The sequence below is a fragment of the Syntrophaceae bacterium genome (genome assembly GCA_013177825.1).
Taxonomy (GTDB): Bacteria; Desulfobacterota; Syntrophia; order Syntrophales; family PHBD01; genus PHBD01.
In genome coordinates this window covers 64,519-87,929 of the sequence record JABLXX010000009.1, presented here as the reverse complement: position 1 = coordinate 87,929, position 23,411 = coordinate 64,519, and the positions used below count along the sequence as shown (strand labels likewise).

The window sequence follows — 23,411 nt, the reverse complement described above, 5'->3', positions numbered from 1 at the left end:
GGTGGACGGATGAAGAAACACCGGGTCGTCAAAAGCTATCAGGAGATCAATGATCGAATCCGCAAGGGCCGGGCCGTTGTTGTCACGGCAGAGGAGATGATCGACGTCGTGGAGCGCCACGGGGACGTCGAAGCGGCACGACGGGTCGATGTCGTGACGACAGGTACGTTCAGTCCCATGTGCTCATCCGGTGCATTTCTGAATTTCGGACATACTTCCCCCAAAATCAAGGCATCCAAAGTCTGGCTCAACGATGTGCCGGCGTATGCCGGAATCGCAGCGGTTGATTGTTACATCGGGGCGACGGAAGTGGTGGAGGGCGACCCGCTCAACAGCGTGTATCCGGGCGAGTTCAACTATGGCGGCGGCCACGTGCTGGAGGATCTGGTGGCGGGAAACGTGATCAGGCTGCGTGCCGAATCTTATGGAACGGACTGTTACCCCCTTCGGAAATTCGAGAAAAACATCACCGTTCACGATCTCAGGGACGGTATTCTTTTCAATCCTCGAAATGCCTATCAGAATTACAGTTGCGCCGTAAATCTCTCAGACCGCACGATCTATACCTATATGGGTATGTTGCGGCCTCGGGCCGGGAATGCAAATTATGCGACGTCCGGACAGCTCAGCCCGTTGTTTAACGATCCTTACTACCGAACGATCGGAATCGGGACGCGCATTTTCCTGGGTGGTGCCCAGGGATTCTGTGCCTGGCCGGGAACGCAGCATAACCCGCATGCAATGAGAGGAAAGAACGGCGTACCCCGAGAAGGTGCGGGAACGATTGCCACCATTGGAAACCTGAAGGATATGTCGCCCGACTGGATTGTTGGGGCGAGTATTCTTGGGTATGGCGTTTCTCTGTTTGTGGGGATCGGCATCCCGATCCCGATCTTGAATGAAGAGATGGCCCGCTTCACCTCGGTTAAAGACGAGGACATCGTTGCGCAAGTTTACGACTATGGGATGGATTATCCAAAAGGGACCGCCAAAAGCCTGGCGGAAGTAAACTACAAGCAACTCAGAGGCGGCACAATCCGACTGTTTGAAAAAGACGTGCCGACGGCGCCGTTGTCAAGTATGTTCAAGGCTAGGGAAATCGCCGGCATCCTCAAAGAGTGGATCGAACGGGGAGATTTTATGCTCGGAGAACCTCAGCAGATCCTGCCAACTGTCGAGACAGAGTAAACATTTCTCCTACCTCTATCGCTGATCAATCAAGAGCCTCAACTCAATCTTTTTCTCCAACTCGTTTTTATGTTGCAAAGCGTCTAAATTTGCTTTATATTTCCAATCCAAATTGCATTATGAAATACCTGTTCGAATCTGAAAATTATGCGGGTAGGAAGGTATCTTGTTGTATTCATAACGTTTATGGCGATCCTCATTACCTTCGGTAACCGTGGGTTGCTGGATAATTATAGGATGGGGAAGAAGCTGGCTGCCATCCAACAAGCGAATGAGGAAATTGTACAAGAGAACAGGGAGTATCAAAAGAAAATCGATTTGCTGAAAAACCATCTGGGTTACATTGAGATGGTGGCCCGCAATGAGTTGGGCATGGTCAAGAAAGGAGACGTCGTCTATCGATTTCCGAAATAGGTGTGATTGAAATGGTCCGCTTGCCGTCAACCATCGGCGGGAGGAACGTGATGAACCCATTTCTTTTGTGGTGATCCCATGTTCGATATCAAAAACTTGTTTTCCGGAAAGAAACAGGTTGTAGGACTGGATATCGGGTCCAGTTCCTTGAAATTGGTGGAAGTCTTGGATTCCGCCGATGGATATCTTTTGAATCACTTTTCGCAGGTATCCCTTCCCAGAGGCATCATTGTCGACGGTCTGCTGGTAGACCAACGAGCCCTCACCGAAAAAGTCAAAGAGCTGTTCAAAAATTCGGGTTGCAGCAAGAAAGCGATTGTCACCTCTCTGTCCGGTCACTCCGTGATTGTGAAGAAAGTAAACTTCTCCACCATGGAGGAGGAGGAACTTCGAGAGCTGATCCGGGACGAAGCCGCCAAGTATCTCCCCTTCGACAATATGGATGATATCAATTTTGACTTCGAGATCCTTGGATCCTCCGAATACAATCCGAATCAGATGGATGTCCTGATCGTTGCCGCCAAGAAGGAGGTGGTCAACAGTTATGTAGATGCCCTCATGGATGCCGGTCTATCTGTTGCGATTATGGATGTCGATTCCTTCGCGCTGGAGACCATGTTTGAGGAGAACTACGATTATCAGGAAAACGAGATGGTTGTGATTGTTAACATCGGGGCGACGATCACCAACATCGGAGTCATCAAGAGTGCGACATCGGTTTTTACACGAGATTTTACTTTGGGAGGAAATGCCGTAACGGAAGCGATTCAGGAGCGGTTCGGCCTGACGTTCGAAGAGGCGGAGATGATCAAGTCGGGGAAGATGGTCTTTGACGATACTGCGCGGCGGGAGGTCATGGCCAGTCTGCTTTCCTTTGCGGAGCCCCTGATCCTTGAGATCGAGCGATCCATTGAGTACTTTCAGTCCTCTTATGGCGGTGCATCCATCAAGAAGATCATTCTCTCCGGAGGAGGAGCCAGCCTGCCGGGACTCGCGGGAGAACTTTATCAGAGACTCAACATCGAAACCGAGATCGTCAATCCCTTCCGAAAAATTAGCATCAACAGGAAGAAACTGGATCCGGAGACTATGGATCACATTGCTTCCATTGCCGCGGTAGGGGTGGGTCTCGCTTTGAGGAGGATTGGCGACTAATGATCCGCATCAATCTGCTCCCGTACGTTGAGAAGAAAAAAAAGGAGGACACGAAAGCGGAGTTGTTCATCTTCGCCGGAGTTCTTCTCATCTTTCTTGTGATCTTGGGATCCCTGGCCGCTTATATGAGCATCGGAATCAGCGGTCTGGAGACGGACATTGCGAAAAATGAACAGCGGCTTGCAGTTCTGAATAAAATTGTCGGTGAAGTGGAGATGTTCAAAGCCGACAAGATGCAAATGGAGAAAAAGCTCTCTATTATTCAAAGGCTGGAGGAGAACCGCCTTTATCCCGTTCGTATGCTGGACCAGTTTACATCCCTGGTGCCGGTACGGGACATCTGGCTCGACAAGATTGCGGAGAAAGGGACGGAGTTGACCATTGACGGAATGGCCCGGGACAGCATAGCCGTTGCCAGATTCATGAAAAGCCTTGAAACGGCCTCATTCATCAAGTCTGTGGACCTTGTCTTTTCCAAGAAGAAGGATCTCTCCGGCCACATATTGCAGCAGTTTACCCTGAAATGCATGACCAGAAGGAGCTTGTGAGCCATGGCCCTGTCGTCCCTGGAGGATCTGAAGAAGTTGTCCATGCCGGTAAAGATTTTAATTCTTTGCCTGGTTCTTCTTCTGCTGGGGTATTTTTTCTGGTTCTTCTACCTGGAGGCTGCCCTCGAGAAGAAGAAAGGACTGGAGGAAAAAAAGGCGACCCTGGATCAACAGATCGATGAGAAGGACCGGATCGCCAAACAGAGAGAGAAGTTTATCAAGGAGGTTCAGGCCCTCAAAGATGCCTATCAATTGGCTCTTACGAAGCTGCCGAATCAGAGGGAAATCCCCGGACTGTTCCTGGCTGTTGCCGAAGCGGGGAAGGACGCAGGTGTGGAGTTCGTTCTCTTTGAGCCGAAAGCGCCGGAGAAGAAGCAGGAGGTAAAGTCGCAGGTCGCCCAGAATTTAAAACCTTCGGACCAGCGTGCTGAACAGAAAGCCACAGAGGCGAAGGGACAGGCAGCCAAGGGAGAGAAAGGGAAACAGGCAGAACCGGAGAGTTTCTACGAGGAAATTCCCGTGAAAGTCTCGGTGAATGGTCCATTTCACAGTACCGCCGTCTTTTTCGACAAGGTGGCCAAACTTCCGCGAATCGTGAATATCGAGGAAGTCACCATGGGAGAGGGAAAGGATCTGAAAGGTCAACGGGTCCTTACAACATCCTGCATCATCAAGACATACATGTTCCTGGATAAGGCCGATGAAAAGAAAAAACCGTAGCTGGATCGGGATGGCCGCTTGCGGAGCGGCTCTGTTGCTGGCGGCCGATGGATGGACCCAGATGGCGGTGATGCCAGTTCAGCAACAACAGGTTCCGGTGGAGACGTACCGGTATGTGCCGGCGGGGAAACCGGATCCGTTCAAGCCTTTTGTCGAATTGAACAAGCCACTTTTGGTCACGAAGAAAACAGCCCGGGGGAAAATGGGGCCCATCTCTCCACTCCAAAACCAGCCCCTTGAGCAATTTTCTCTTGTGGGTATTGCCATGGGCAGGGACAGCCGTGTTGCCATGATGGAAGATAAAATTGCCAAGAAGTTTTATCCCGTTGTGTCGGGCACTTACATTGGACAAAACGACGGCCGCGTAGCGGAGATTCTGGCCGACCGGATCATCGTGGAGGAAAGGCTGAGAGAGGGCAGGGGAAAGGTGAAAGCGAAGCGGATTCCTATTCTGCTTCATAAGGATGAAGGGGTGAAACCATGAAGCGATTGATTGAGGGACTTCTCGTCGTTTTCTTAGTACTGGCCGTCCTTCTGCCTGGAGGAAATGCAGCCGAGTTGGCTGTGCTGGAAGGCATCACGTTTGACAATCCGGCCGGAAAGGAACGGGTGAATATCGTGATATCAAAGCCCGCTTCGTTCACGGTGGAGGAGCGGAGTGGAAACGTCGTGCGGATTCGGCTGGAAAGGGCCTCCGTTCCGGAAAAACTGAAGCGTCCCCACGGAGAGGGTGAATTCGCCAATATCGCCGGCATTGTTGCCGATGGCAAGGGGGAGGGGAGCCGGAGTTGGGTCGCAGTGGACATAAGCCTGAAAGAGCGGGTTCCATTCATTGTCAAGCAGGGCAGCCGAACCATACTCGTGGATTTCGATCTGACCAGGCTGGCGATGAAGAAGCCCGAAATTTCCGTATTAACAAAAAAGCCCATGGTTTCCAGCAAGGCTCTACTCCTTGGGCAAGCGCCCGCGGAAGCAAAGCCGGCTCCGGTCGTCAAGCCCGTCATGGAGGATATGACGGATCCGGATAAACCGAGGTACAGCGGACAGCGAATTTCCATTGATTTCCAAGACGCCAACATCCGTTCCGTCTTCCGACTCCTTTCCGAGATCAGCGGAAAGAATATTGTATCAGCCGAGGACATCAAGGGCAGCGTTACTATCACGCTAAAGAACGTTCCCTGGGATCAGGCACTGGACACAATCCTGTCTTTGAACAGTCTGACCAAGAAAGAGTCGGGGAATGTCATCTCCATCATCACGCAGGACAAGCTGAAAAAGGAGACGGCCGACAGGAAGGCGATCGAGGACGAGCAGAGAAAAGCGGAACTGGCCCGCAAGGAGGAAGAACAGAAACAGCTTGTTGAGAAGGGACGCTTGAGGCAGGTGTCCATTGAGGCCAAGATCATTGAAACAACGGACAGCTTCATTCGGTCACTTGGAGTTCAATGGGCGGCCGGCGGCACAGGTATTGGTGGTGCAAACAGTTATCCTTACGGTGTGGCTGGTGGAACGAACCCGTCGCTGCTGAACTCACTCGTAACGACTCCTCCCACGGGGATCGGTCTCACAAGTGAAGCCCTGGCCGTGAACTTCCTGCCCATGGCCTCGACTGTGACGGCTCCAACACTGGGCATTGTCCTTGGAAGCTCCAAGGCGATTCTGGACGTACAGCTCGCAGCCAGTGAGACCAACAGCGAGACCCGAATTATCTCGTCTCCCAAGATCACAACGATGGACAATGTGAAGGCCATTATCAAACAGGGAGAGGATGTTCCGTATGTGACACCGGCTTCCTCCACTAGTCCGGCAACGGTCTCCTTCAAAGAAGCGGTCCTGAAGCTGGAGGTGAAGCCCCGTCTGACACCCGATGGGAAAATATCCATGGAAATCAAGGCTTCCAATGACTACGCTGATTATGCCCGGGCCGCCAGCCTGCAGAACAATCCGCCGATCAACAAAAGCGAGATCGAGTCTACGGTGGTTGTGCGGGACGGTGATACGATCGTCATCGGCGGCATCATGAAAACAACGGACACCGAGGCCGTGACGGGTGTTCCCTGGTTCCACAAAATCCCCGTTCTGGGATGGCTTTTCAAGACGGAAGACATTACCCGCAAGAAAACCCAACTTCTCATTTTCGTTACACCAAAAATCATCAATGCATCAGACACGGCACTCGTTGAACCATCCATGCCGATGGAAGGATAAGACTGCCGTAAACCAACATGTGCAATCACAGCAGAAAGCCCCTCCCCGCAAGCAGCAGGAGGGGCTTTCTGCTGTGATTCTATAGGCATGGAGCGCGTGGGGTGAAAGCGCACTTACAGCGGTTAAGAACAAAGGCGGGGGTAACCCCCGCCTTTTGCCCAAATATTGTAGCCTTCCAGGTTGGCGATTCGATAGAAGGAGCTTTCCTGCGATTCCTGATCCTGACTTGTTGCCCTCTTATGTGAGAGGGGCAGGTGGAGGCGATGAATGGTTATTGCAGGCGCCGGTCCCTCCAGTAGAGCATGTTCGTGCGATTGGATGGTGATACGGGGTTGATGTCTGCCCGAGTCGTGCTGGCGCCTGTACCGGCCCCGCCACTGACGGTGACGTAGAGATCTGGCACCGGTGATGAGCCCGGCTTCAGGGAGATAACTGGCGCCGAAGGAATCCCTACACCGAGTGTGATGCTACGGGCTGTTCCCGTGCTGGTCGTAAGAGCTGCGCCGCCCGTTGTGTAATTTACGCCGTAGAGTGTTGCCGTTCCGGCCTGGGAACAGAGGTCGTTCCCGATCGGGGGGGTGTAGGATGTAAAATAAACAACACCGCCGTACACGGTGGGGTCGGCAAGCATCTTTTCACCCTGGCCGGCGAGGTTGATGTACCATCCCACCTTCGTGGTCGAGGCGGTGTCGTAGGTGCCTGTCGTGATGTTTTCAAGGTTGCTGATCCCGTATGATGTGGTACGGTCGTTGTCCTTAACGCCGAAGAACTTTTCCTGGGCGTTTGCTGCCGTCGGATCCGATTTGTCACCCGTACCCCAGTACACCCAGAGATTGTTCTGCTTGTCTTTCGCAACGGCCGGACTCGTGAAGATGGGCCGGATGGTACCGGTGGAGGAGGCAAAAAGAAAGTTTCCCGACCAACTCGATGTCGTACAGTATGGGCTACTGGCCAGATCGGCGGCTGAGCACATTTTGAAACGCCACATGCTTCCACCCAAGTCTCCGATGTAAACCGTATCGATAAAATTGTCGTTGTCCGTGTCGGCGATGGCCGGAGGTGCCGGGAAGCTATAGTTCATGTTTGTATTGTTCAACAGGGTGTAACTCCACAAGACGGAACCGTCAGCCAGGTCGATGATGAAGAATCCCTTTCCCCGCGTGTCGCAGGTACCGCCACCGGAGCAGTCGGAGGCGTTATAGCCGGCTCCGACAAAGCCCACCCATTTCTCATTTCCCAGGACGCTGACTCGTCCGATCTGCATTCTGCTCCAGGGATCTCCCAGGTATGGCGCCTGGGTGCTGGTGGGCATGATACGCCACAGGTATGTCGGAGTCAACGGAGTCGTTACGTTCAGGGCATAGAAACCGCAGTAGTTGGAGTACGTTGAGGTGTACGCGGAGTTGAAGCCGCTGTCACAGGATGCGGATGAACTCCACAGGGTCGAGCTGCCGCCTCGCCCCTCGCCGAAGACGAGGATCGTCTTCCAGTCGGTGGACGTCTTGCTGGTGCCGTCGCCGGAACCGGTCCAGTATTCGGACACGGTTACCTGTCCGTCCACATAATAGGCGTGGGCCAGCAGGGTGGGATGGGAAGAATGGGCGATTGACTTGAGGCGATACAGGAAATTCGGTGGGATGAAGCTCCAGGCCTCAGCGCCATCGCTCGTCTTGAAGGCGTGCATCTGGGCGTCGTTGGCCCCGGCAAGGATGACCCGGTTTCCGATGGCCGATGTCCTTGAGTGGCCCGAGCGGAATGTGGAAAAGGCATTGTTGGCGTCGCGGGTGTCGTTAAAAAAGGAAGATGGTGTGCTGATGGTGATCGGGTTGGAACGGAACACGTCCCCCAGCTTCCAGTAGTCGAAATTGTAAGCGGTTTCTCCTCGCATGTATCCCACAATGCTGTTTCGTTCGGTGTCCGAATCGGCATTGAAATATGTTCGGCCGATACTCGTCGTGAAGGACGTCAGGGCTCCTCCAACGTATGTATACATGGTCCGGGTGTCGGCCCCACGCGACTGAAGGATGGTGCCGGCATCCCAGACGATGCTTCCGACGGTTCCGTCGGTGTTGATGTTGTATTTTTTCAGGTGGCCGAGCCAGAAGGGATCATTCGTCACGGGCTGGAAGGAACCTTCATAGATGTAATTCTCGTCCTGGGTTCGGGTTGACTGGACGGATGCCTGGGAAAAGGAATAGGTGGCTTCACGGATGATGGTGAACGCCGCTTTGAGGGCGGTGGACAACTCGTTGGGGTTTGAGGCGATGAACGCGTACCCGGACAGGGACAGTTCCCCGGGGTCGTTTGGCGAATAATAATGGGCATCTTCACCCGTCAGGGTGTGGTAACAGATGGAGTTGGCTGCATTGTAATCCGCCGTGGCGAGGCACTGGCTTCCGCTGGTGACGGTTACGGTCGTACACGGGGATGACACTTCGGTGTACGTTGTAGGGTCCCCTGCATTGGTTGACTGAGGGTTGTCCGTGCCACCGAGGTAAGCAGCCCAGTTCAGCGTATTCTTGAGGAAGTGGGGCATGGCCGCGCCGAAGCCGATCACGAAGGTGCGATAGCCGGCGGCGGATAGGGCCCGGGCCTTCTCCACGAAGGCCCTCCGGCGCTTGTACTGGTCCACCTGGTTTTCCTGCCCGTTGCCACTGCAGGCGAAGGTATCCGCGCCGTCGGTGATGAGGATGGCGAATTTCGAACGGCAGAGGGCCGCGTTATCTGCATCTTGATGGGCCTTCAGGTAGGCCTTGGCTTCCGTCAGGGCGCCCGCCAGCGGGGTTCCTCCAGTGGCGCTGGCACCGGCGATGTTGGAGCTGGACCCAGTGCTCCAGGGCCTGCATTCGTTACTGCTGCCGCAATAAATATTGCTGTACTTGGTATCAATGGTTTTCAGGACCTTGTTGCAACCGCTGGAATAGTCGCCGCTTTCGTCGGACCCGCAATTGTAATACCGCATGTAGCCTAGCCGGATGCCGAGACTGTTCGAGTCTTGAGTATTAATGTACGTATCGTTGTTGTCGTCCAGGATCTCGAAAAGCCCCCGCTTGGCGATGGAAAGGCGGCTGCAGTCGGTCGTGTAGCCCGACCGGCTGGCCTTATAAAAGGCGCCGTCACACGTCGTTGTTCCATACTTGGGGACATTGGTCGTGCTGATCGTGCATTTGACGAGACCCGCCGCGGCATCGTTGTAAAACGGCCCATCGGAGGAACAACTGGCCGCGTACATGTATTCCCCGGCGGCGGCCCAGTTCATGCTTCCCGACAGGTCGAGAACGATCAGTGCGTCCGGCGCCAGGGATGTGAACAGCGCCGATTCGTCCTCATCATCCTGGGCGATGACCACGGTGGGCAGGAAACATACAAGGATCATGATCATAAAGAACAAAGCCGAACGCTTCATACATACTCCTCCGGATTTCAACGGTGCATCAGGCTGATTTCCACCGGGCCGAAGCCAAGACCGATCCCGACCGTAACGGTGGAATTGTAGGTGGTGTTAGTCCCTGTAATATCTACATTAAAGCGAGCCTGTCCCCACTGTTGCCCCCCCCCGATGGCGAATCCTGCCATAGGGATGACGGAAGGCCCCGATGTGGGTGAAACCGCGGCTCCTATGGAGTAGTAGGAGTTGGGGTCGTTGCTCGAGTCCACCTGGGTATTGGAGGTCGTTGCCGACAAGTTCTCCGGATCGAAGGACTGCATGAGCCGGTGTATTCCCGTCTCCACGGCGGCCAGGGCCTTCTTGTCTCCCACGGTCATCGTGCTGGTCCGCAAATCCCCTGTGGACAGGTGGATTACAAGCATGCCGATGGCCAGGAGAATCAGGCAGGCCATGATGGCCGCCACCATGGCAAACCCGCGTTCCGACGGGAGGGGTTGCTGATGCTTCGAATCAATTGGCGACATGGTTCCTCGGAGTGACACTGGTTGAGTAGACAAGACGTCTCCTCTGGTTCGTCATGGGGTCGATTTCCGCCGTTTCCACCGCCAGCGTGATGTCGATACGCCGGATATTTGGAATATTCGCCGGAAAGCTGGTCAGTTCGACTCCATTTCCGTCGAAATAGCGGAAGATGGGGATGTCCACACCCGCGTCGTATACGCCGTTTCCGTTGACGTCGTTGATGACGCGGACCGTCCGGGGCCTGCCGCTGGCTGGGGTTTCCCCGAGAAACGGCTGCGCGGTACCACAGTTTGTCGTCCGGGTGACGTACTGGTTGGCTGCATCATAGACATAGGCGATCGTTTCATTGGGGTCCGTGTTCGTGTTGTTCGTAATGACGGAGTTTTCGTTGATGTCCATTTCAACCGTAATGAGATTGTTCGTGGCTGCCTGGATTCCCTGATAGGTCTGGTTTCCGCTGGTGCTGAAGCAGTTTCCCGGATCGACCCAGATGTTCGTGACGAAATTCGGGTTGTAGGAAGCCATTCGGATTTCCATGGCTATCAGTTCAAGGGCGGCGCGTGCGTCCTGCTGGGCCGTTACCTTCCGCTCGATTCCCTGGGTGGACCTCTGCGCGGAGTTGATTGCACCGTAGATGGCCATCATGAGAATGACCGTGATGGTCATGGTGACCAGCAATTCAATGAGGGTAAAACCTTTCCGGCTTCTCATACGCTTGGGCATCCCTCCGGGAATCGAAACTTCTCCTGTCGAGTTACCACCAGGCTCTCGGAGATTCCCCTTGTGTTGATCGGCCAGGTGACCCGGACCGTGACCCGCCAGACATTCGTACCAATATTGGTTATCGTCGTGGTTACCGAATAAGTGGCGTCCCCGGCGATCACTCCGGCCATGCCGCTGGTCTTGACAGAAGTGGTTGTGGTCCCAACGGTCACGGTGTTGCACGGGTTCATAATAAGTGTTTCCCGGGTGTCCAGTTCCTTGTAGAGGATCTCAGCTGCCCGGCCCAGGAAATCGGATCGCCCTACCGTTCTCCATGCAGAGGGCTGCAGGGACAGAATGGCTAAAACACCGATGGTGGTCAGGAAAATGGCGATGATGACCTCCGGGAGGCCGATCCCTCGATTATTGCGTTGCAAACTGAACATAATTTTTCCCTGTGATGTTCACTACAATCGTCGCCGTGGAACCGCGACTGTTGGTAAGCGTCACATTGCCGGCCGATGCCGTACCCCTTGGCAAAAACGTGATGGTCGTTCCGCCAATCCCGAAATTGGCTCCGGTGAGGCTGATGTCCGAACCAAAGAATGTCGGCTTTTTTACGGTTGCCCCTGGAGAGATTGTATACTGGTTGGCCGTAACGTCGAAGGTGATGGTGAAGTTCTGATTCTCCTTGAGGGCTTTTTCCCTTGCCATGGAGAAATCAGAGGCAATCTCGCGGGCGGCGGAACGCAGATTGGCATTCGTAACGTAACGCTGCCATGAATACCCTGCAATCACGGCAAGGATGCCGATAATGGCAATAATGATCAGGAGTTCGGAGAGGCTGAAACCCCTCGTGTTAAAGCCTCGGCCGATCTCTCTGGATGATCGTGTAGTAAGATCTGCTGAGTTCTGTCGATATCCTGATGTCATTTTTTTGAATCCAGTTTTCTCAGCAATTCATCCTCCGGTAAGGCTCCGGCAATAACCGAACCGTCCTGGAGGATCATCGTGGGTGTTCCAAATTCCAATGATTCAGCAAACTTGATATTCTTCTCCAGTTCGTCGGTCTGGCAATCCGTCCGGGGGATTTCCTTTTTCTCGAAATTGTCCTCCAGCATTTTCAAAGAACGATTGCAGAGGATGCTCTTCGACTTCCAATAAGCGTCCTTGTGCATGGGCAAGGGCAGGAGCTTGATGAGAAAAGCCACATCCTTGCGCTTTGCAACGATTTGTCGAAGGGTCTGGTGAAGGGACGAGCAATACGGACAGTCAGGATCCGTAAAAACGATGACTTTTTCCCCTGCCGTTTCACTTCCCATCAGGAGTGCGTTTCCCAGCGGGATTTTTGACACGTCAACCCGGAATTGATCCTGGATGGCCTTTCGGGAGATCAGACTCAGGTTTGTCATGTTTCCGGCGTCGAATAACGATCCTGCAAGGACATACTTTTTCGTATAGTCAAGATAAACAACCTGTGGGTTCATCTTGTTGCCGAGCACGATTTCACAGAGGCCCTCCACCGGGCTACGACGATTCGACAGGATGTGGATACCCGATTGTATCTTATCAAAAACGACTCGCAAATCGGCTTCTGTCATGGACGAACAAGGATCTTTTGCCATTGGGCGATCCTGGGCGCTTGCCAAAGCAGGAAGACTGAAAACGAGAACCAGAAGAACAAAAGGAATGATTCGCATCATGATCGACTTGTGAGAAAACAGCGTCATCGGCATGCTCCTTGACCTCCCTGTGAATGGGGATATGATTGAAATTAGCCAAATATTCTCATATCCCAGCATCAAAATCAAGAAGCGTCTCCGTAGAGTGGACTCCCTGGTTTGTCGTGGAAACGACTTAAGGGGATAATGGAGGGGTATCCGGACAGTCAACGGAAGTTTCCCGGAGTTATGAAATCATGGTGTTGACTGTTGGCGCCCGGCAACCCTGCCGCCATATCCCTTTACAAGACGTAGGCCGCTGGCTTTGCGTCCTGCCCTTTCGGACAGTTTGCCTCTGCAGGCATCGTGACGAGACTTGCAAATGTCGGACCATTGAAAGCGTTACGGAATCCTGTATGCCGAAGATATTGTAATGAATAATGTAAGCATACTTAACATAGCTCCCTCTGAGAAGAGGATTTTTTAACTAGGGGCGTCACAACCGGGGGTTTTCACCATAAAGGCGGCATTTTCACCGGGCTGTTCGTGATGTCTTTGTGAACGCGCGAATCCCGCGGAAAAGTACGGATTTCCTCCTTGACACCCCGTGGGGGCTATGCTAGCGTTCACCGGGCCGCATCGAATGGCTGAAAACGTAAACATTTCGAATACATTGACTAATGGATCCAAGCCGTATTCAGGGAAACTCGCCGTTTATGGATGAAGCGGAACTGCTGCTGAATCAGGGGCGTTTCGATGAAGCCCGTCGGCTTGCGGATGAGAACCTTGCCCGTCTCCCTTCTGATATCGAGGGAAAAATCATCCTCTGCAGAGCCCTCTTGGGCATGAATGCCTTGGAAGAGGCTGGCGAGCAGCTCCATGAAATCGATCCCTGGATTCAGTGGGCGGTCCGGATCTATCTCGATGCAGGCGATGCCTTTGCACGCGGGGGTCGTCTGGATGAAGCAACCCGATTCTACAAGATTTTTCTCAGTCTGAATCCGGATGCTCCGAGAGCGGATGAAATCGCTGGCCGTATTGGCCATGCCAGTGACCCGAAGCGCGATTGGGAACTCGGACCAGACAGCCGTTACGAACGTGTCGAGGACATAGACCGTCAGTTCTGGACCGTCACGTTGGCTGATCTTTATACCCGTCAGGGACACTTGGACATGGCTCGGGGAGTTCTTGAAGAAATCCTGAGGCGGGAACCCGATCACGAGGAAGCCAGAATCAGGATTGCGGCATTGCCTGGGGAGGACGTGCAGCCCAATGCCGCATCGCGGATCAGGCTGGCAGGGGAGCTTGCCCGATGGCTGAGGAATATTGGCAGGATGAAATCCCATGGGGCATGACCGAGATTCGCATAGCAACCGGCAGAACAGGGTCCGATCCATATTTGCGGTTCTCGGTCTCAAGGGGATTATCTTTTTTGATCTGAGAACGATCCGTTATCTGACTGGTTTTTCAGGAAGCGATGGAGTTCTCCTGCTGGGGGCCGACCGGACGATCCTTCTCGTGGACGGCCGTTATCAGGAACAGGCGGCTCGTCAGGCGGGCAGCGCCGAAATCAGGCTTTACGAAGATAAAGTAACGGGAATCCTGGACGCATTATCGGCAAACGGTGGGCAGAGCTTCGGGTTCGACGCCTCCGCACTTTCGGTGGATCTCTACCTGTCTATGACACAGCGCCTCGGCGAGAAGAGACTCTCGCCTCTCCGGGAGGAAATTCGACTTGTAAGGGCCATAAAAGAGGATGCCGAGGTGGATCTCATGCGCAGGGCCGCCGCCATTTCTTCGGAATCCGTCATATCGCTCTTCCCGCTGATCAGGCCGGGGGTGAGCGAACGGGAACTGGCTGCCGAGCTTGGTCATCTGCTTCAAAAGAATGGTTCTGACGGGCCGTCCTTTCCGATCATAGCGGCTTCCGGGGAAAACTCGGCTCTCCCGCATGCTGCCCCGGGGGGGCGCCGTATTCAGGAAGGGGACATTCTCATCATCGATTGCGGGGCAATCTTTGACGGCTATTGCTCCGATGAAACCGTGACGGTTGTTCTGGGACCCCTGGATCCGGAAAAGAAGCAGGCTTACGAAGTTGTGCGGGAAGCCCTCCAGGAGGGTCTTGACATCATCCGGCCCGGCGTTCCCTGCAGGGAAGTGGATGGCAAGGCACGGGGAAGGATCGAGCGGGCAGGGTGGGGACAATTTTTCTCCCATGGAACGGGTCATGGTGTCGGGCTGGATGTTCATGAAGCACCCCGACTGTCGACGCGATCCGAAGAGTTGCTGGAAGAGGGGATGGTGATTACGGTCGAGCCGGGTGTTTATTTTCCCGGGAAATGGGGCATCCGGTTAGAGGACATGGTAGTGGTCCGGCGTAACGGGATCGAGATCCTTTCCAGGGTACCGAAGGAGTTGAAGGTTCTGTGATGGCACGTTGTTTCACCTGAAGAGGCGATGCTTCCGCAGGTGGACAACCGGTCCGGAAAATAAAATTACGATATAGAGGCCATTATATGAAAGTATTCCCTGATGATTTCTATTACAGCCGGGAGCACCTCTGGGTTCGCATCGAGGGGGATCTGGCAACCATAGGGATCACCGACTACGCGCAGGAGAGGCTTGGTGAAGTACACGCCATTGAACTGCCGGATCCGGAGGATGAGGTGGAACGCGATGAGCCCTTCGGTTCCATCGAGGCGGTTAAAGGCGTGGTGGAACTGATTTCTCCCGTGACCGGTGATGTCGTACATGTCAACGAAGATCTGACCGATGATATCGGGATCATCAACAGCGACGCCCATGATACGGGATGGATGATCGTTGTCGCCATGAAAGATCTCGATGAACTGGACGATCTCCTGGACGCAAGGGGATATCAGGACTTTATTGTTCAGGAAGGGGAGGCGGACTGAGATTCCCGTGTGGAGGGTCCTGCGCTATCAGGTTCACTCGGCTTTTGACAACATGGCCATTGACGAGGCCATTTTCCGTGAAGTGCAGGAAAACCGCTCACCACCGACGATCCGATTCTACGGCTGGCTTCAACCATCTGTTTCCCTTGGGTATTTCCAGGACATCCGGTCGGAGGTCAATCTGGATGCATGCAAACGCCTCGGAGTGGATGTTGTCCGGCGGCCTACAGGTGGAAAAGCGGTCCTGCACGGAAATGATCTGACCTATGCCGTGATTGCCCGCCAGGAAGGCCAACGGTTTGAGTCCGGGATCCTGGCGACTTATTTGGCAATCAGCCGCTGTCTGTCAAAGGCTCTGAGGAATTGGGGGATCCCCGTGGATTGCGCTGAACCGGGGCGATCTTCCCCGGAAGTATTCCTCAACACATCCTGCTTTGCAAAGCCATCACGATACGAGTTACTCGTAAACGGCCGCAAAATCTGCGGCAGCGCCCAGGCACGGTCGAGAGGATCTTTCCTTCAGCATGGTTCCATTCTGATCGATTTCGATGCCGCCCGGACGGTGGAGGTTCTCCGGGGGACAGGGGATATGGATGAGCAGGTCCGGTCGCTTGCAAACTCGGTAACCTGTATTCGTGATTTTCGGCCCGTCGTTGAGGAAACGCCGCTGATGATGAGCCGGTATCTGGAAGATGCATTCGCTTCTGAGTGGGAGATATCCTTGGACACTTTTGGAATGACGGAACGGGAACGGGATCTGGCGGAGCAGATTGCTCGCGGGAGACTTTTGAACGGCACACTCCCTGGAACTCCTGAAGGAGAAGAAGGATGAGCCATATTCGATCCCTGGTCCGGGAAGGAGTGGCAGGTCAGGAGGCTTACTTCGTTGAGGATGTGCCGGCCAGGATCAAACTGGACGCAAACGAGAATCCATATCCGCTTCCCATGCAGTTGCGCAACAAGCTCTTCGCAGCCATGAAGTCCGTTAACCTGCACCATTACCCCGAACCGGGATCCCCACGCCTTCAAAGAGCCTATGCACGTCATTTCGGGGTTGGTGAAGACATGATCCTGATCGGCAATGGATCCGACGAGGCCATCGCGATCCTCAGCACGGCCTTGGCGCGTCCCGGGGCGGCGATTCTGATTCCGGTGCCCACCTTTCCCATGTATCGGATTACGGCATTGAACAATGGATACAAGGTTCACGATGTTCCCCTTGATGAACAGGGCGACCTGGAACTTGACGCAATGGAGCATTTGCTGAAAACGGAGAAACCCGCCATCACATTTCTGAGTTATCCGAACAACCCGACTGGTGGCTGTTTCCATGCCGACCGGGTGGAGCGGCTGATCAAGGCGTCTCCTGGAGTGGTTGTTGTGGATGAGGCGTACTTCCATTTTTCGGGCAAGACGTTTCTCCCGAAGTTGAAACAATACGAACGGCTTGTGATTCTGAGATCCCTGTCCAAGATCGGCCTCGCCGCCATGAGGATCGGCTTTCTGATCGGTGCTCCGGAGCTTGTGAAGGAGCTGAACAAGGTCCGTCCGCCGTATAATCTGAACGCTCTCTCCCAGGTCGCGGCTGCTTTTTATCTCGAACACGAATCCGTCTTTCTCGACCAGGCCGCCAGGATCCGGCGGGAATGTGAAAAATTGCTGCGGGCACTGCGTTCCATCCGAGGAGTGCAGGCCTGCCCAACGGATGCCAATTTCATATTTTTCTATTGCAAATTCAGAGAGGATGACGTATATCAGGCACTCCTTCGGGAAGGCGTTCTTGTCAAAAAATTCAGCCGACCGGGGGCAGCCAGCGGCATTCGCGTGACGGTGGGAACGCGAAAAGAAAACGGGGAATTCCTGAGAATCGTCAGGAGTGTTCTCGTACCGGGCCGATAAGGAGCGTGATCTAAAATATTTTGCGTCAAAGGGTGGTTTACGGCACGAGAAGGATGAATGCGCCGTACTACCCTTTTTTTGTGCCCAACCGCCGATAACGCATAACTGATTGAAATATAAGCGATATCACTTGAATGGAGAGGCCTTGTCGGTAGGATTCGGGAAAACTGGAATGAACAAACACAGACAAGAAAGGATGGATGGCCTTGGAAGTTAAGGTTTTTGACAATGATGTGGAAAAGGCCTTGAAGATTCTCAAGAATAAGCTTTCAAAGAGCGGCTTGTTCAAGGAACTGAAATTGCGTCGGGCCTATGAGAAGCCTTCCGTGAGGCGTAAGAGAAAAGCCATCGAAGCCCGCCGTCGTTTTGCCAAGGTGCAGCGCCGCCGCCATTCCTGAAAAGAGATGGTGGTTGTATCCGGGACGAAATGGACGGCGGTAGCCGCCGGTCTCGGATCCTGCGCGGATTTTCTTCGCCGGGGGAGTTCTGGATGGATGAAAAGCAGTATCTCGTGGACGCCCTGTCCATCGATGAGTCGTGGCGCATCTTCCGCATCATGGCGGAATTCGTGGAGTCCATCGAGTCCCTCTCGAAGGTGAAACATGCGGTCACCATCTTCGGATCAGCACGCCTGACAGCCTCCGATCCTTATTACGAGAAGGCGGAAGTCCTTGCCCGGCGGCTGGCGGAAGAGGGATTCGGAGTGATTACCGGCGGCGGTCCCGGGATTATGGAAGCGGCCAACAAAGGCGCCGCCGCCGCGGGAGGTAAATCCGTCGGTCTGAACATCCACCTTCCGTATGAGCAAAAGCCGAATCAATACGCAAACATCAGTCTTGACTTCAAATATTTTTTCGTCAGGAAAGTGATGTTCGTCAAATACGCCGTAGCCTATGTCATTTTCCCCGGAGGCTACGGCACCATGGATGAGCTTTTCGAAGCCCTCACGCTAATCCAAACCAGACGTATCCGCAGCTTTCCCGTCATCCTTCTTGGCCGGGCCTACTGGCAGGGGCTGCTGGACTGGGTAAAGAAGGTGATGGTGAAAGAGAGAAAGATTGACGCCGAGGACCTGGCCCTCCTGAAGATTACCGACGATCCGGAAGAAGCCGTACGGCACATTCAGAAATTTGTCATCCTCTGACCCAGTCGATCATCCCGCACCCTCCTTCCCCGTGGAGGTCCCTTCATATCCAAAACTCCCTTTTCAGGGGACGAAGGCATGGAAACCAGAGATTCGCTGACGGGCGTCCTGCGAGAAATCCGACAGGGTGTCGTTGCTCCCTGCTACCTGCTTCTGGGCGACGAGGAGTTCCTTATCCAGGACGCACTGCAGAAAATCATCGATGCGCTCGTTCCGGAATCCGATCGGGAATGGAGCCTGTTCATCCTGGACGGCGATCAGGAGACACCGGTGCGTCTCCTGGATAACCTGAACACCCCTGCACTTATTCCCGGTCGCAAGGTGGTTGTCGTCAGGAACACCCGGCTCTTTCAGTCCGCCGCCACCGCATCCCAGCTTGTCCAGAGAACGAAGGATCTGATGGAGCGCAGCCCGGTCCAGGCCGCCCAGTCCTTTTCCCAGTTTCTGGCAGTCAGCGGTCTGCAGGCGGACGACCTGAAGGACGGCGGCTGGAAAAACCTGCCCGAAGACGAATGGACCCGTATTGCCGGCGCGGATGCCGCTCGTGAGCTTCCCACATGGCTCCCCAGGCTCCTGGAAATGTACGAGCGGTTCGGAAAACCTTTATCCGATGCTGCCGATGGCGCAGGACGCCTGGAGGACTTTTTCCGGACCATACTGCCAGAGGATGTCTGCCTGATTCTGACGGCCCCTGCTGCGGACCGCCGGATGAGGCTGTTCAAGATCATCAGCGAAAAGAGCCGCGTCCTGACATTTGCATCTGTAAAAGGAGAGGCGAAGCAGAGACAGTCCCTTGCCAGGTCCGTTGACGACCTCCTGGTGGGTACAGGGAAGAAACTGGCCGGTGACGCGCTGCCCGCGATCGGACGGAAAACCGGCTTCCAGCTCCGCGAATCGCTGAAAATGGTGGAAAAGCTGATTGCTTATGTGGGGGATAGGCCGGTCATCGAGGCGCGGGATGTGGAGGAAGCCGTTGGAAAGACGAAGGAAGACACGGTTTTCGACCTGACAGCCGCCCTTGCGGCCAGAGATCTTTCCCGATGCCTCTTGACCCTTGATGAACTCTTCCTGAGAGGCGAGGCCCCCGTCTTCATCCTCTCCATGATTGCCCGGGAGATACGCAATCTCCGTGACGCCGCCGCCTTTCTCCGGCCCGGGGAACTTCCACCCGCCTATCGGGCCGAGATGGAGTTCCACGACTTTCAGCGCGCCGTGTATCCGGCCCTGCGGTCAGGTAGCGGTTCCTCCAAACAGGAGGGAGTTCTTCGGAGCCAGCATCCGTATGTAATCTATCTGTCCCTGCGGAATGCCCGCTCTTTCTCTGACAACGATCTGAACGCCTGGATATCCGACCTGGCCGCGATGGATCTGTCCCTGAAGTCGACTGCCCGCAGCCCCAGGCATATGCTGGAACGTTTTCTGATCAGGGTCTGTTCCCGCTGACAGGCCTCCGCTTCGCAGGCAGGCATTCGAGAAAATACGCGCAGACATCCCCTTTTCAACAGCCTGCTTGTCATAGCTTGCGGAACCGCGACTGATATGCCTTCTCTCTTTTCGAAGGACGCCGGGAGGGGCCTTTCCTCTTGGCGGGCCGCTCCTCTTCATCGCTGTCGTTTGCCGATTCGTCCTCGCCCCCGCTTTCCGAAGGAGATTTCATCAGGATCCGCTCAAAGTCCAGCGAGGAAACGGCGCTGCCGCCATGACGGTTTGCATAATCCGCCACGTCCCGGTCGGAGGTGACGACGATGGTTTCCTCGCTGCTCCGGTGAACCATCCGCTTGATCACCTCATCGGCCTTTTCGCCTTTCCGGGAATAGACGATCTCGACATTTCCAAACCGGTCCCGCTCCTCCAGCGGAGATCCACCGGACCAGCCGTCGAAAACGATGGTTACCTGGTGTCCTTTCTTCCTCTGGTATTCCGCCACGGAGCGTACAAGCGCGGTACGGGCCTCCTCTAGGCTCCTCCGCTCAAAGGCCCTCAAGGTGTCGGACTGACGGATGACGTTATAGCCGTCCAGAATGACATGCATAACCACTCTTTATAAAATCGCGCGTATCTTGACTGAAATGTCAATCATGCCGTTGTCACGGGTTGTTGAATGTGTTATAAACCCCGACGCATGTGATGGAAAACATGTAGTCCAACGGCCGATAAAAGTCCACCCGTTCCACCCGTTCCGGCAGGCCATGTATCATGGCGGTCTGCCAGGTACCGACTGCAGAAGGCTTCCTGGCCTTCACGGCCCATCCAGAATCCACTTCATCAGCAACGATTGGCCCGCAAGCGGCGGGTACGGTCTGCGCATAATCACGGGAAGGAGGTTGAAGATGGAAATCAAGAACATTTGTGTGCTGGGTGCTGGTCTGATGGGGAATGGAATCGCACAGGTATGCGCCCAGGCAGGGTATTCGGTCACCCTCCGGGACATCGAGCAGCGGTTCGTGGACGGTGGCATGAACACGATCCGGAAGAATCTGGCAAAGGAAGTGGAGAAGGGCAAGCGGACCCAGGAAGACATGAACGCCGTCCTGGGCCGGATCAAGCCGACACTGGACATGAAAGAGGCCGCCGCCAATGCCGACATCGTGGTTGAAGTGGTCATCGAGGTCATGGACGTGAAGAAGAAGGTCTATGCGGAGCTGGAAGAAATCGTTCCGGCCCACTGCCTGTTCTTCACCAATACATCCGGCCTCAGCATCACGGAGATGGCGGCGGTGACGAAGCGCCCCGACAAATTCATCGGGACGCACTTCTTCAACCCCGTTCCGGTCATGCGGCTCCTGGAGATCATCAAGGGATACGAAACCAGTGCGGACACCCTCGCGGTTGCCGAGGCCTGGGGAAAGAAGATCGGCAAGGAACTGGTTGTCGTGAAAGAGGCGCCCGCCTTCGTGGTAAACCGGATCCTCTGCACGATGCTGAACGAGGCTTTCTTCGTCCTCGGCGAAGGCCTGGCCAGTGCGGAGGACATCGACAAGGGCATGGTGCTGGGTTGCAATCACCCCATCGGACCCCTGGCCCTTTCGGACCTGGTAGGCAATGAAACGCTTCTGCGTGTGATCGACGGACTGCATCGCGAACTGGGGGACAAGTACCGGCCGGCGCCGCTTCTCGTGCAACTCGTCCGGGCAGGCCGCTTCGGTCGCAAGGTGGGAAAGGGCGTCTTCAATTACAAGTAGGAGGCCTCGTCCATGTTCATATCCCGGGAACGGCTCGGGGGGGCCGTTCCCGGCTTTCCGCCAGAGGAGGGAAATCTCATGTCGGCGAATTACGAACCGGGACAGAGCTATAATTACCAACTCCTCATCAAACACATCCTCGAAATGCCCCTGGTGTTTGCACCGAACCAGGAAATTGTTTACCGGGACAAACTCCGACTGACATACCGCCAGCTCAACGAACGGATCCACCGTCTTGCGGGAGGGCTGGAAAAACTGGGCGTTAAAAAAGGAGATGTTGTCTGCGTTTTCGACTATGACAGCAACCGCTACCTGGAGTGTTTCTTTGCCGTACCCATGATGGGCGCAGTCCTGCATACCCAGAACTGGCGCCTTTCGCCGGAACAGGTCCTCTACACGATGAATCATGCAGAGGACAAGATCGTCATTATCCATACGGACTTCCTTCCGCTTCTGGAAGCCGTGTGGGACCAGATCAAGACGGTCAAGACGGTGATCCTGATCAGTGAGGACGGCAGCCGGCCGGCTTCAAAAATTCCGTTTGCCGCCGAATACGAGGAAGTCCTGGCCGGATCCGCTCCTTCCTACGATTTCCCGGACTTCGATGAAAACACCCGGGCCACGACCTTCTACACCACGGGGACCACAGGGTTACCCAAGGGCGTCTATTTCTCCCATCGGCAACTCGTCCTCCATGCCCAGGCCCTGATGATCGTGACGGGCTCCTATGAGGGTATTGGACGCATGCGGTCGACCGATGTGTACATGCCCATGACGCCCATGTTCCACGTTCATGCCTGGGGCGTGCCCTATGCAGCGACCATGATCGGCGTCAAGCAGGTCTATCCGGGGCGCTATGAGCCGGAGATGCTCCTCAAGCTGATCCTCATGGAGAAGGTCACCTTCTCCCACTGTGTGCCGACCATCATCCAGATGCTCGTTTCCAACCCCTTCGTCAAGCAACTCGACCTGAGCCACTGGAAGGTCGTCATCGGCGGGGCGGCCCTGTCCAAGGGTCTGGCCCTGGCGGCCATGGAACTGGGAATCCAAATTTATGCCGCCTACGGGATGTCGGAGACCTGTCCTCTCCTGACCCTGTGCAATGTCAAGCCCTGGATGCTGGACTTGCCGAAGGAAAAACTCGTGGACTACTACACCAAAACGGGTATCCCGGCCCCGCTGGTGTACGTGCGCGTCCGCGACGCCCAGGGGAGGGAACTGCCCCACGATGGGAAGTCGTCCGGCGAGGTTGTAGTCCGGGCGCCCTGGCTGACGGGAGGCTATCACAAGGATCCCGAGCGCACCAAGGAGCTGTGGCGCGACGGTTGGCTCCATACGGGGGATGTTGCGAATATCGATGAGGAAGGGTACCTCCATATCACCGACCGGATCAAGGATGTCATCAAAACGGGTGGTGAGTGGATCTCCTCCCTGGAACTGGAGAATCTGTTGAGCCAGCACGAGGCAGTGGCGGAAGCTGCAGCCATCGGTGTTCCCGATCCGAAGTGGGGGGAGAGGCCATTTATGATAGCCGTGCTCAAAGCGGACTTCCAGGGCAAAGTCACTTCGGATGATCTGAAGAAATACCTGATGGATATGAGCGAGAGCGGACGGATTCCCAAATATGGCATCCCGGACCGGGTGGAGATCGTCGAAGCCATTCCGAAAACGAGTGTCGGAAAAATCAACAAGGTCGCATTACGAAAGACGTATGGAGCATAATGGTTCGGAGACTTGCCCCTCCTTGCTGGGGGGCGGGCGATCA

General features: G+C 54.8%; 24 protein-coding genes and 1 riboswitch. Of the genes, 17 read left to right on the top strand and 7 right to left on the bottom strand.

The window, feature by feature from the left end:
• The first annotated feature begins 9 nt into the window (after positions 1 to 9).
• The 7 genes from HPY65_16445 (at position 10) to HPY65_16415 (ending at position 6,233) form a co-directional block, all read left to right on the top strand.
• Positions 10 to 1,188, top strand: a complete 1,179-nt coding sequence (locus tag HPY65_16445; protein ID NPU86068.1) for a hypothetical protein — start codon at positions 10 to 12, stop codon at positions 1,186 to 1,188.
• A gap of 186 nt (positions 1,189 to 1,374) precedes the next feature.
• Complete coding sequence (locus tag HPY65_16440; GenBank protein ID NPU86067.1) at positions 1,375 to 1,602, top strand: septum formation initiator family protein; 228 nt, start codon at positions 1,375 to 1,377, stop codon at positions 1,600 to 1,602.
• A 78-nt stretch (positions 1,603 to 1,680) separates the two neighbouring features.
• A complete protein-coding gene (gene pilM, locus HPY65_16435) occupies positions 1,681 to 2,757 on the top strand; it encodes a type IV pilus assembly protein PilM (GenBank protein NPU86066.1) in 1,077 nt (358 codons plus the stop codon).
• Positions 2,757 to 3,305, top strand: coding sequence for a hypothetical protein (locus HPY65_16430; protein NPU86065.1), 549 nt, complete (start codon positions 2,757 to 2,759; stop codon positions 3,303 to 3,305). Before pilM ends, HPY65_16430 begins: the two co-directional genes overlap by 1 nt.
• Before the next feature lie 3 nt (positions 3,306 to 3,308).
• Complete coding sequence (gene pilO, locus HPY65_16425) at positions 3,309 to 4,025, top strand: type 4a pilus biogenesis protein PilO (GenBank protein NPU86064.1); 717 nt, start codon at positions 3,309 to 3,311, stop codon at positions 4,023 to 4,025.
• Positions 4,006 to 4,509, top strand: coding sequence for a hypothetical protein (locus HPY65_16420; GenBank protein NPU86063.1), 504 nt, complete (start codon positions 4,006 to 4,008; stop codon positions 4,507 to 4,509). The genes pilO and HPY65_16420 overlap by 20 nt, the downstream gene beginning before the upstream one ends.
• Complete coding sequence (locus tag HPY65_16415; GenBank protein ID NPU86062.1) at positions 4,506 to 6,233, top strand: hypothetical protein; 1,728 nt, start codon at positions 4,506 to 4,508, stop codon at positions 6,231 to 6,233. Before HPY65_16420 ends, HPY65_16415 begins: the two co-directional genes overlap by 4 nt.
• Positions 6,234 to 6,504: 271 nt before the next feature.
• Here the strand turns inward: HPY65_16415 and HPY65_16410 are convergent, their stop codons facing one another.
• Genes HPY65_16410 through HPY65_16385 form a run of 6 tightly spaced genes read right to left on the bottom strand, consistent with a single transcriptional unit; the run spans position 6,505 to position 12,581 of the window.
• Complete coding sequence (locus HPY65_16410; protein NPU86061.1) at positions 6,505 to 9,639, bottom strand: hypothetical protein; 3,135 nt, start codon at positions 9,637 to 9,639, stop codon at positions 6,505 to 6,507.
• Positions 9,640 to 9,656: 17 nt separating this feature from the next.
• Positions 9,657 to 10,145 carry a hypothetical protein gene (locus HPY65_16405; protein NPU86060.1) on the bottom strand — a complete coding sequence of 163 codons (489 nt, stop codon included), beginning with the start codon at positions 10,143 to 10,145 and terminating at the stop codon, positions 9,657 to 9,659.
• Positions 10,132 to 10,854 (bottom strand): prepilin-type N-terminal cleavage/methylation domain-containing protein, encoded by a 723-nt coding sequence (locus HPY65_16400; GenBank protein NPU86059.1) that lies wholly within the window; start codon positions 10,852 to 10,854, stop codon positions 10,132 to 10,134. Before HPY65_16400 ends, HPY65_16405 begins: the two co-directional genes overlap by 14 nt.
• Complete coding sequence (locus HPY65_16395) at positions 10,851 to 11,291, bottom strand: hypothetical protein (GenBank protein ID NPU86058.1); 441 nt, start codon at positions 11,289 to 11,291, stop codon at positions 10,851 to 10,853. The genes HPY65_16400 and HPY65_16395 overlap by 4 nt, the downstream gene beginning before the upstream one ends.
• Positions 11,269 to 11,778 (bottom strand): type II transport protein, encoded by a 510-nt coding sequence (locus tag HPY65_16390; GenBank protein ID NPU86057.1) that lies wholly within the window; start codon positions 11,776 to 11,778, stop codon positions 11,269 to 11,271. Before HPY65_16390 ends, HPY65_16395 begins: the two co-directional genes overlap by 23 nt.
• Positions 11,775 to 12,581, bottom strand: a complete 807-nt coding sequence (locus HPY65_16385; GenBank protein ID NPU86056.1) for a DsbC family protein — start codon at positions 12,579 to 12,581, stop codon at positions 11,775 to 11,777. The genes HPY65_16390 and HPY65_16385 overlap by 4 nt, the downstream gene beginning before the upstream one ends.
• A gap of 201 nt (positions 12,582 to 12,782) precedes the next feature.
• Positions 12,783 to 12,870, bottom strand: a riboswitch (cyclic di-GMP riboswitch).
• 352 nt (positions 12,871 to 13,222) lie between these two features.
• Here HPY65_16385 and HPY65_16380 point away from each other — a divergent pair.
• The 8 genes from HPY65_16380 (at position 13,223) to HPY65_16345 (ending at position 19,907) form a co-directional block, all read left to right on the top strand.
• Positions 13,223 to 13,861 (top strand): tetratricopeptide repeat protein, encoded by a 639-nt coding sequence (locus HPY65_16380; GenBank protein ID NPU86055.1) that lies wholly within the window; start codon positions 13,223 to 13,225, stop codon positions 13,859 to 13,861.
• On the top strand, positions 13,851 to 14,936 hold the full coding sequence (locus HPY65_16375) for an aminopeptidase P family protein (GenBank protein ID NPU86054.1): 1,086 nt from the start codon (positions 13,851 to 13,853) through the stop codon (positions 14,934 to 14,936). The genes HPY65_16380 and HPY65_16375 overlap by 11 nt, the downstream gene beginning before the upstream one ends.
• A gap of 86 nt (positions 14,937 to 15,022) precedes the next feature.
• Positions 15,023 to 15,421 (top strand): glycine cleavage system protein GcvH, encoded by a 399-nt coding sequence (gcvH, locus tag HPY65_16370; GenBank protein NPU86053.1) that lies wholly within the window; start codon positions 15,023 to 15,025, stop codon positions 15,419 to 15,421.
• A 7-nt stretch (positions 15,422 to 15,428) separates the two neighbouring features.
• Positions 15,429 to 16,253 carry a lipoate--protein ligase family protein gene (locus tag HPY65_16365; GenBank protein ID NPU86052.1) on the top strand — a complete coding sequence of 275 codons (825 nt, stop codon included), beginning with the start codon at positions 15,429 to 15,431 and terminating at the stop codon, positions 16,251 to 16,253.
• Positions 16,250 to 17,320, top strand: coding sequence for a histidinol-phosphate transaminase (gene hisC / locus HPY65_16360; protein NPU86051.1), 1,071 nt, complete (start codon positions 16,250 to 16,252; stop codon positions 17,318 to 17,320). Before HPY65_16365 ends, hisC begins: the two co-directional genes overlap by 4 nt.
• 206 nt (positions 17,321 to 17,526) lie before the next feature.
• Positions 17,527 to 17,718 carry a 30S ribosomal protein S21 gene (rpsU, locus tag HPY65_16355; protein ID NPU86050.1) on the top strand — a complete coding sequence of 64 codons (192 nt, stop codon included), beginning with the start codon at positions 17,527 to 17,529 and terminating at the stop codon, positions 17,716 to 17,718.
• Positions 17,719 to 17,810: 92 nt separating this feature from the next.
• On the top strand, positions 17,811 to 18,464 hold the full coding sequence (locus HPY65_16350) for a TIGR00730 family Rossman fold protein (GenBank protein NPU86049.1): 654 nt from the start codon (positions 17,811 to 17,813) through the stop codon (positions 18,462 to 18,464).
• A 78-nt stretch (positions 18,465 to 18,542) separates the two neighbouring features.
• Positions 18,543 to 19,907, top strand: a complete 1,365-nt coding sequence (locus HPY65_16345; protein NPU86048.1) for a hypothetical protein — start codon at positions 18,543 to 18,545, stop codon at positions 19,905 to 19,907.
• Between the two features lie 70 nt (positions 19,908 to 19,977).
• Here HPY65_16345 and HPY65_16340 read toward each other — a convergent pair whose 3' ends face one another.
• Positions 19,978 to 20,496, bottom strand: coding sequence for a hypothetical protein (locus HPY65_16340; protein ID NPU86047.1), 519 nt, complete (start codon positions 20,494 to 20,496; stop codon positions 19,978 to 19,980).
• A gap of 304 nt (positions 20,497 to 20,800) precedes the next feature.
• On the opposite strand from HPY65_16340, the gene HPY65_16335 reads away from it, so the two are divergent.
• Positions 20,801 to 21,646: a 3-hydroxybutyryl-CoA dehydrogenase gene (locus HPY65_16335; GenBank protein NPU86046.1), complete on the top strand. Its 846-nt coding sequence runs from the start codon at positions 20,801 to 20,803 to the stop codon at positions 21,644 to 21,646.
• 78 nt (positions 21,647 to 21,724) lie between these two features.
• Positions 21,725 to 23,368 carry a fatty acid--CoA ligase gene (locus HPY65_16330; protein ID NPU86045.1) on the top strand — a complete coding sequence of 548 codons (1,644 nt, stop codon included), beginning with the start codon at positions 21,725 to 21,727 and terminating at the stop codon, positions 23,366 to 23,368.
• The last annotated feature ends 43 nt before the right edge of the window (positions 23,369 to 23,411 follow it).

What these genes read in the sequence shown, in the direction of transcription:
- HPY65_16445 (NPU86068.1), top strand. Translation starts at nt 10, where the DNA reads ATGAAGAAACACCGGGTCGTCAAAAGCTATCAGGAGATCAATGATCGA.
- HPY65_16440 (NPU86067.1), top strand. Translation starts at nt 1,375, where the DNA reads ATGGCGATCCTCATTACCTTCGGTAACCGTGGGTTGCTGGATAATTAT.
- pilM (NPU86066.1), top strand. Translation starts at nt 1,681, where the DNA reads ATGTTCGATATCAAAAACTTGTTTTCCGGAAAGAAACAGGTTGTAGGA.
- HPY65_16430 (NPU86065.1), top strand. Translation starts at nt 2,757, where the DNA reads ATGATCCGCATCAATCTGCTCCCGTACGTTGAGAAGAAAAAAAAGGAG.
- pilO (NPU86064.1), top strand. Translation starts at nt 3,309, where the DNA reads ATGGCCCTGTCGTCCCTGGAGGATCTGAAGAAGTTGTCCATGCCGGTA.
- HPY65_16420 (NPU86063.1), top strand. Translation starts at nt 4,006, where the DNA reads ATGAAAAGAAAAAACCGTAGCTGGATCGGGATGGCCGCTTGCGGAGCG.
- HPY65_16415 (NPU86062.1), top strand. Translation starts at nt 4,506, where the DNA reads ATGAAGCGATTGATTGAGGGACTTCTCGTCGTTTTCTTAGTACTGGCC.
- HPY65_16410 (NPU86061.1), bottom strand. Translation starts at nt 9,639, where the DNA reads ATGAAGCGTTCGGCTTTGTTCTTTATGATCATGATCCTTGTATGTTTC.
- HPY65_16405 (NPU86060.1), bottom strand. Translation starts at nt 10,145, where the DNA reads ATGTCGCCAATTGATTCGAAGCATCAGCAACCCCTCCCGTCGGAACGC.
- HPY65_16400 (NPU86059.1), bottom strand. Translation starts at nt 10,854, where the DNA reads ATGAGAAGCCGGAAAGGTTTTACCCTCATTGAATTGCTGGTCACCATG.
- HPY65_16395 (NPU86058.1), bottom strand. Translation starts at nt 11,291, where the DNA reads ATGTTCAGTTTGCAACGCAATAATCGAGGGATCGGCCTCCCGGAGGTC.
- HPY65_16390 (NPU86057.1), bottom strand. Translation starts at nt 11,778, where the DNA reads ATGACATCAGGATATCGACAGAACTCAGCAGATCTTACTACACGATCA.
- HPY65_16385 (NPU86056.1), bottom strand. Translation starts at nt 12,581, where the DNA reads ATGCCGATGACGCTGTTTTCTCACAAGTCGATCATGATGCGAATCATT.
- HPY65_16380 (NPU86055.1), top strand. Translation starts at nt 13,223, where the DNA reads ATGGATGAAGCGGAACTGCTGCTGAATCAGGGGCGTTTCGATGAAGCC.
- HPY65_16375 (NPU86054.1), top strand. Translation starts at nt 13,851, where the DNA reads ATGGGGCATGACCGAGATTCGCATAGCAACCGGCAGAACAGGGTCCGA.
- gcvH (NPU86053.1), top strand. Translation starts at nt 15,023, where the DNA reads ATGAAAGTATTCCCTGATGATTTCTATTACAGCCGGGAGCACCTCTGG.
- hisC (NPU86051.1), top strand. Translation starts at nt 16,250, where the DNA reads ATGAGCCATATTCGATCCCTGGTCCGGGAAGGAGTGGCAGGTCAGGAG.
- HPY65_16350 (NPU86049.1), top strand. Translation starts at nt 17,811, where the DNA reads ATGGATGAAAAGCAGTATCTCGTGGACGCCCTGTCCATCGATGAGTCG.
- HPY65_16345 (NPU86048.1), top strand. Translation starts at nt 18,543, where the DNA reads ATGGAAACCAGAGATTCGCTGACGGGCGTCCTGCGAGAAATCCGACAG.
- HPY65_16340 (NPU86047.1), bottom strand. Translation starts at nt 20,496, where the DNA reads ATGCATGTCATTCTGGACGGCTATAACGTCATCCGTCAGTCCGACACC.
- HPY65_16330 (NPU86045.1), top strand. Translation starts at nt 21,725, where the DNA reads ATGTCGGCGAATTACGAACCGGGACAGAGCTATAATTACCAACTCCTC.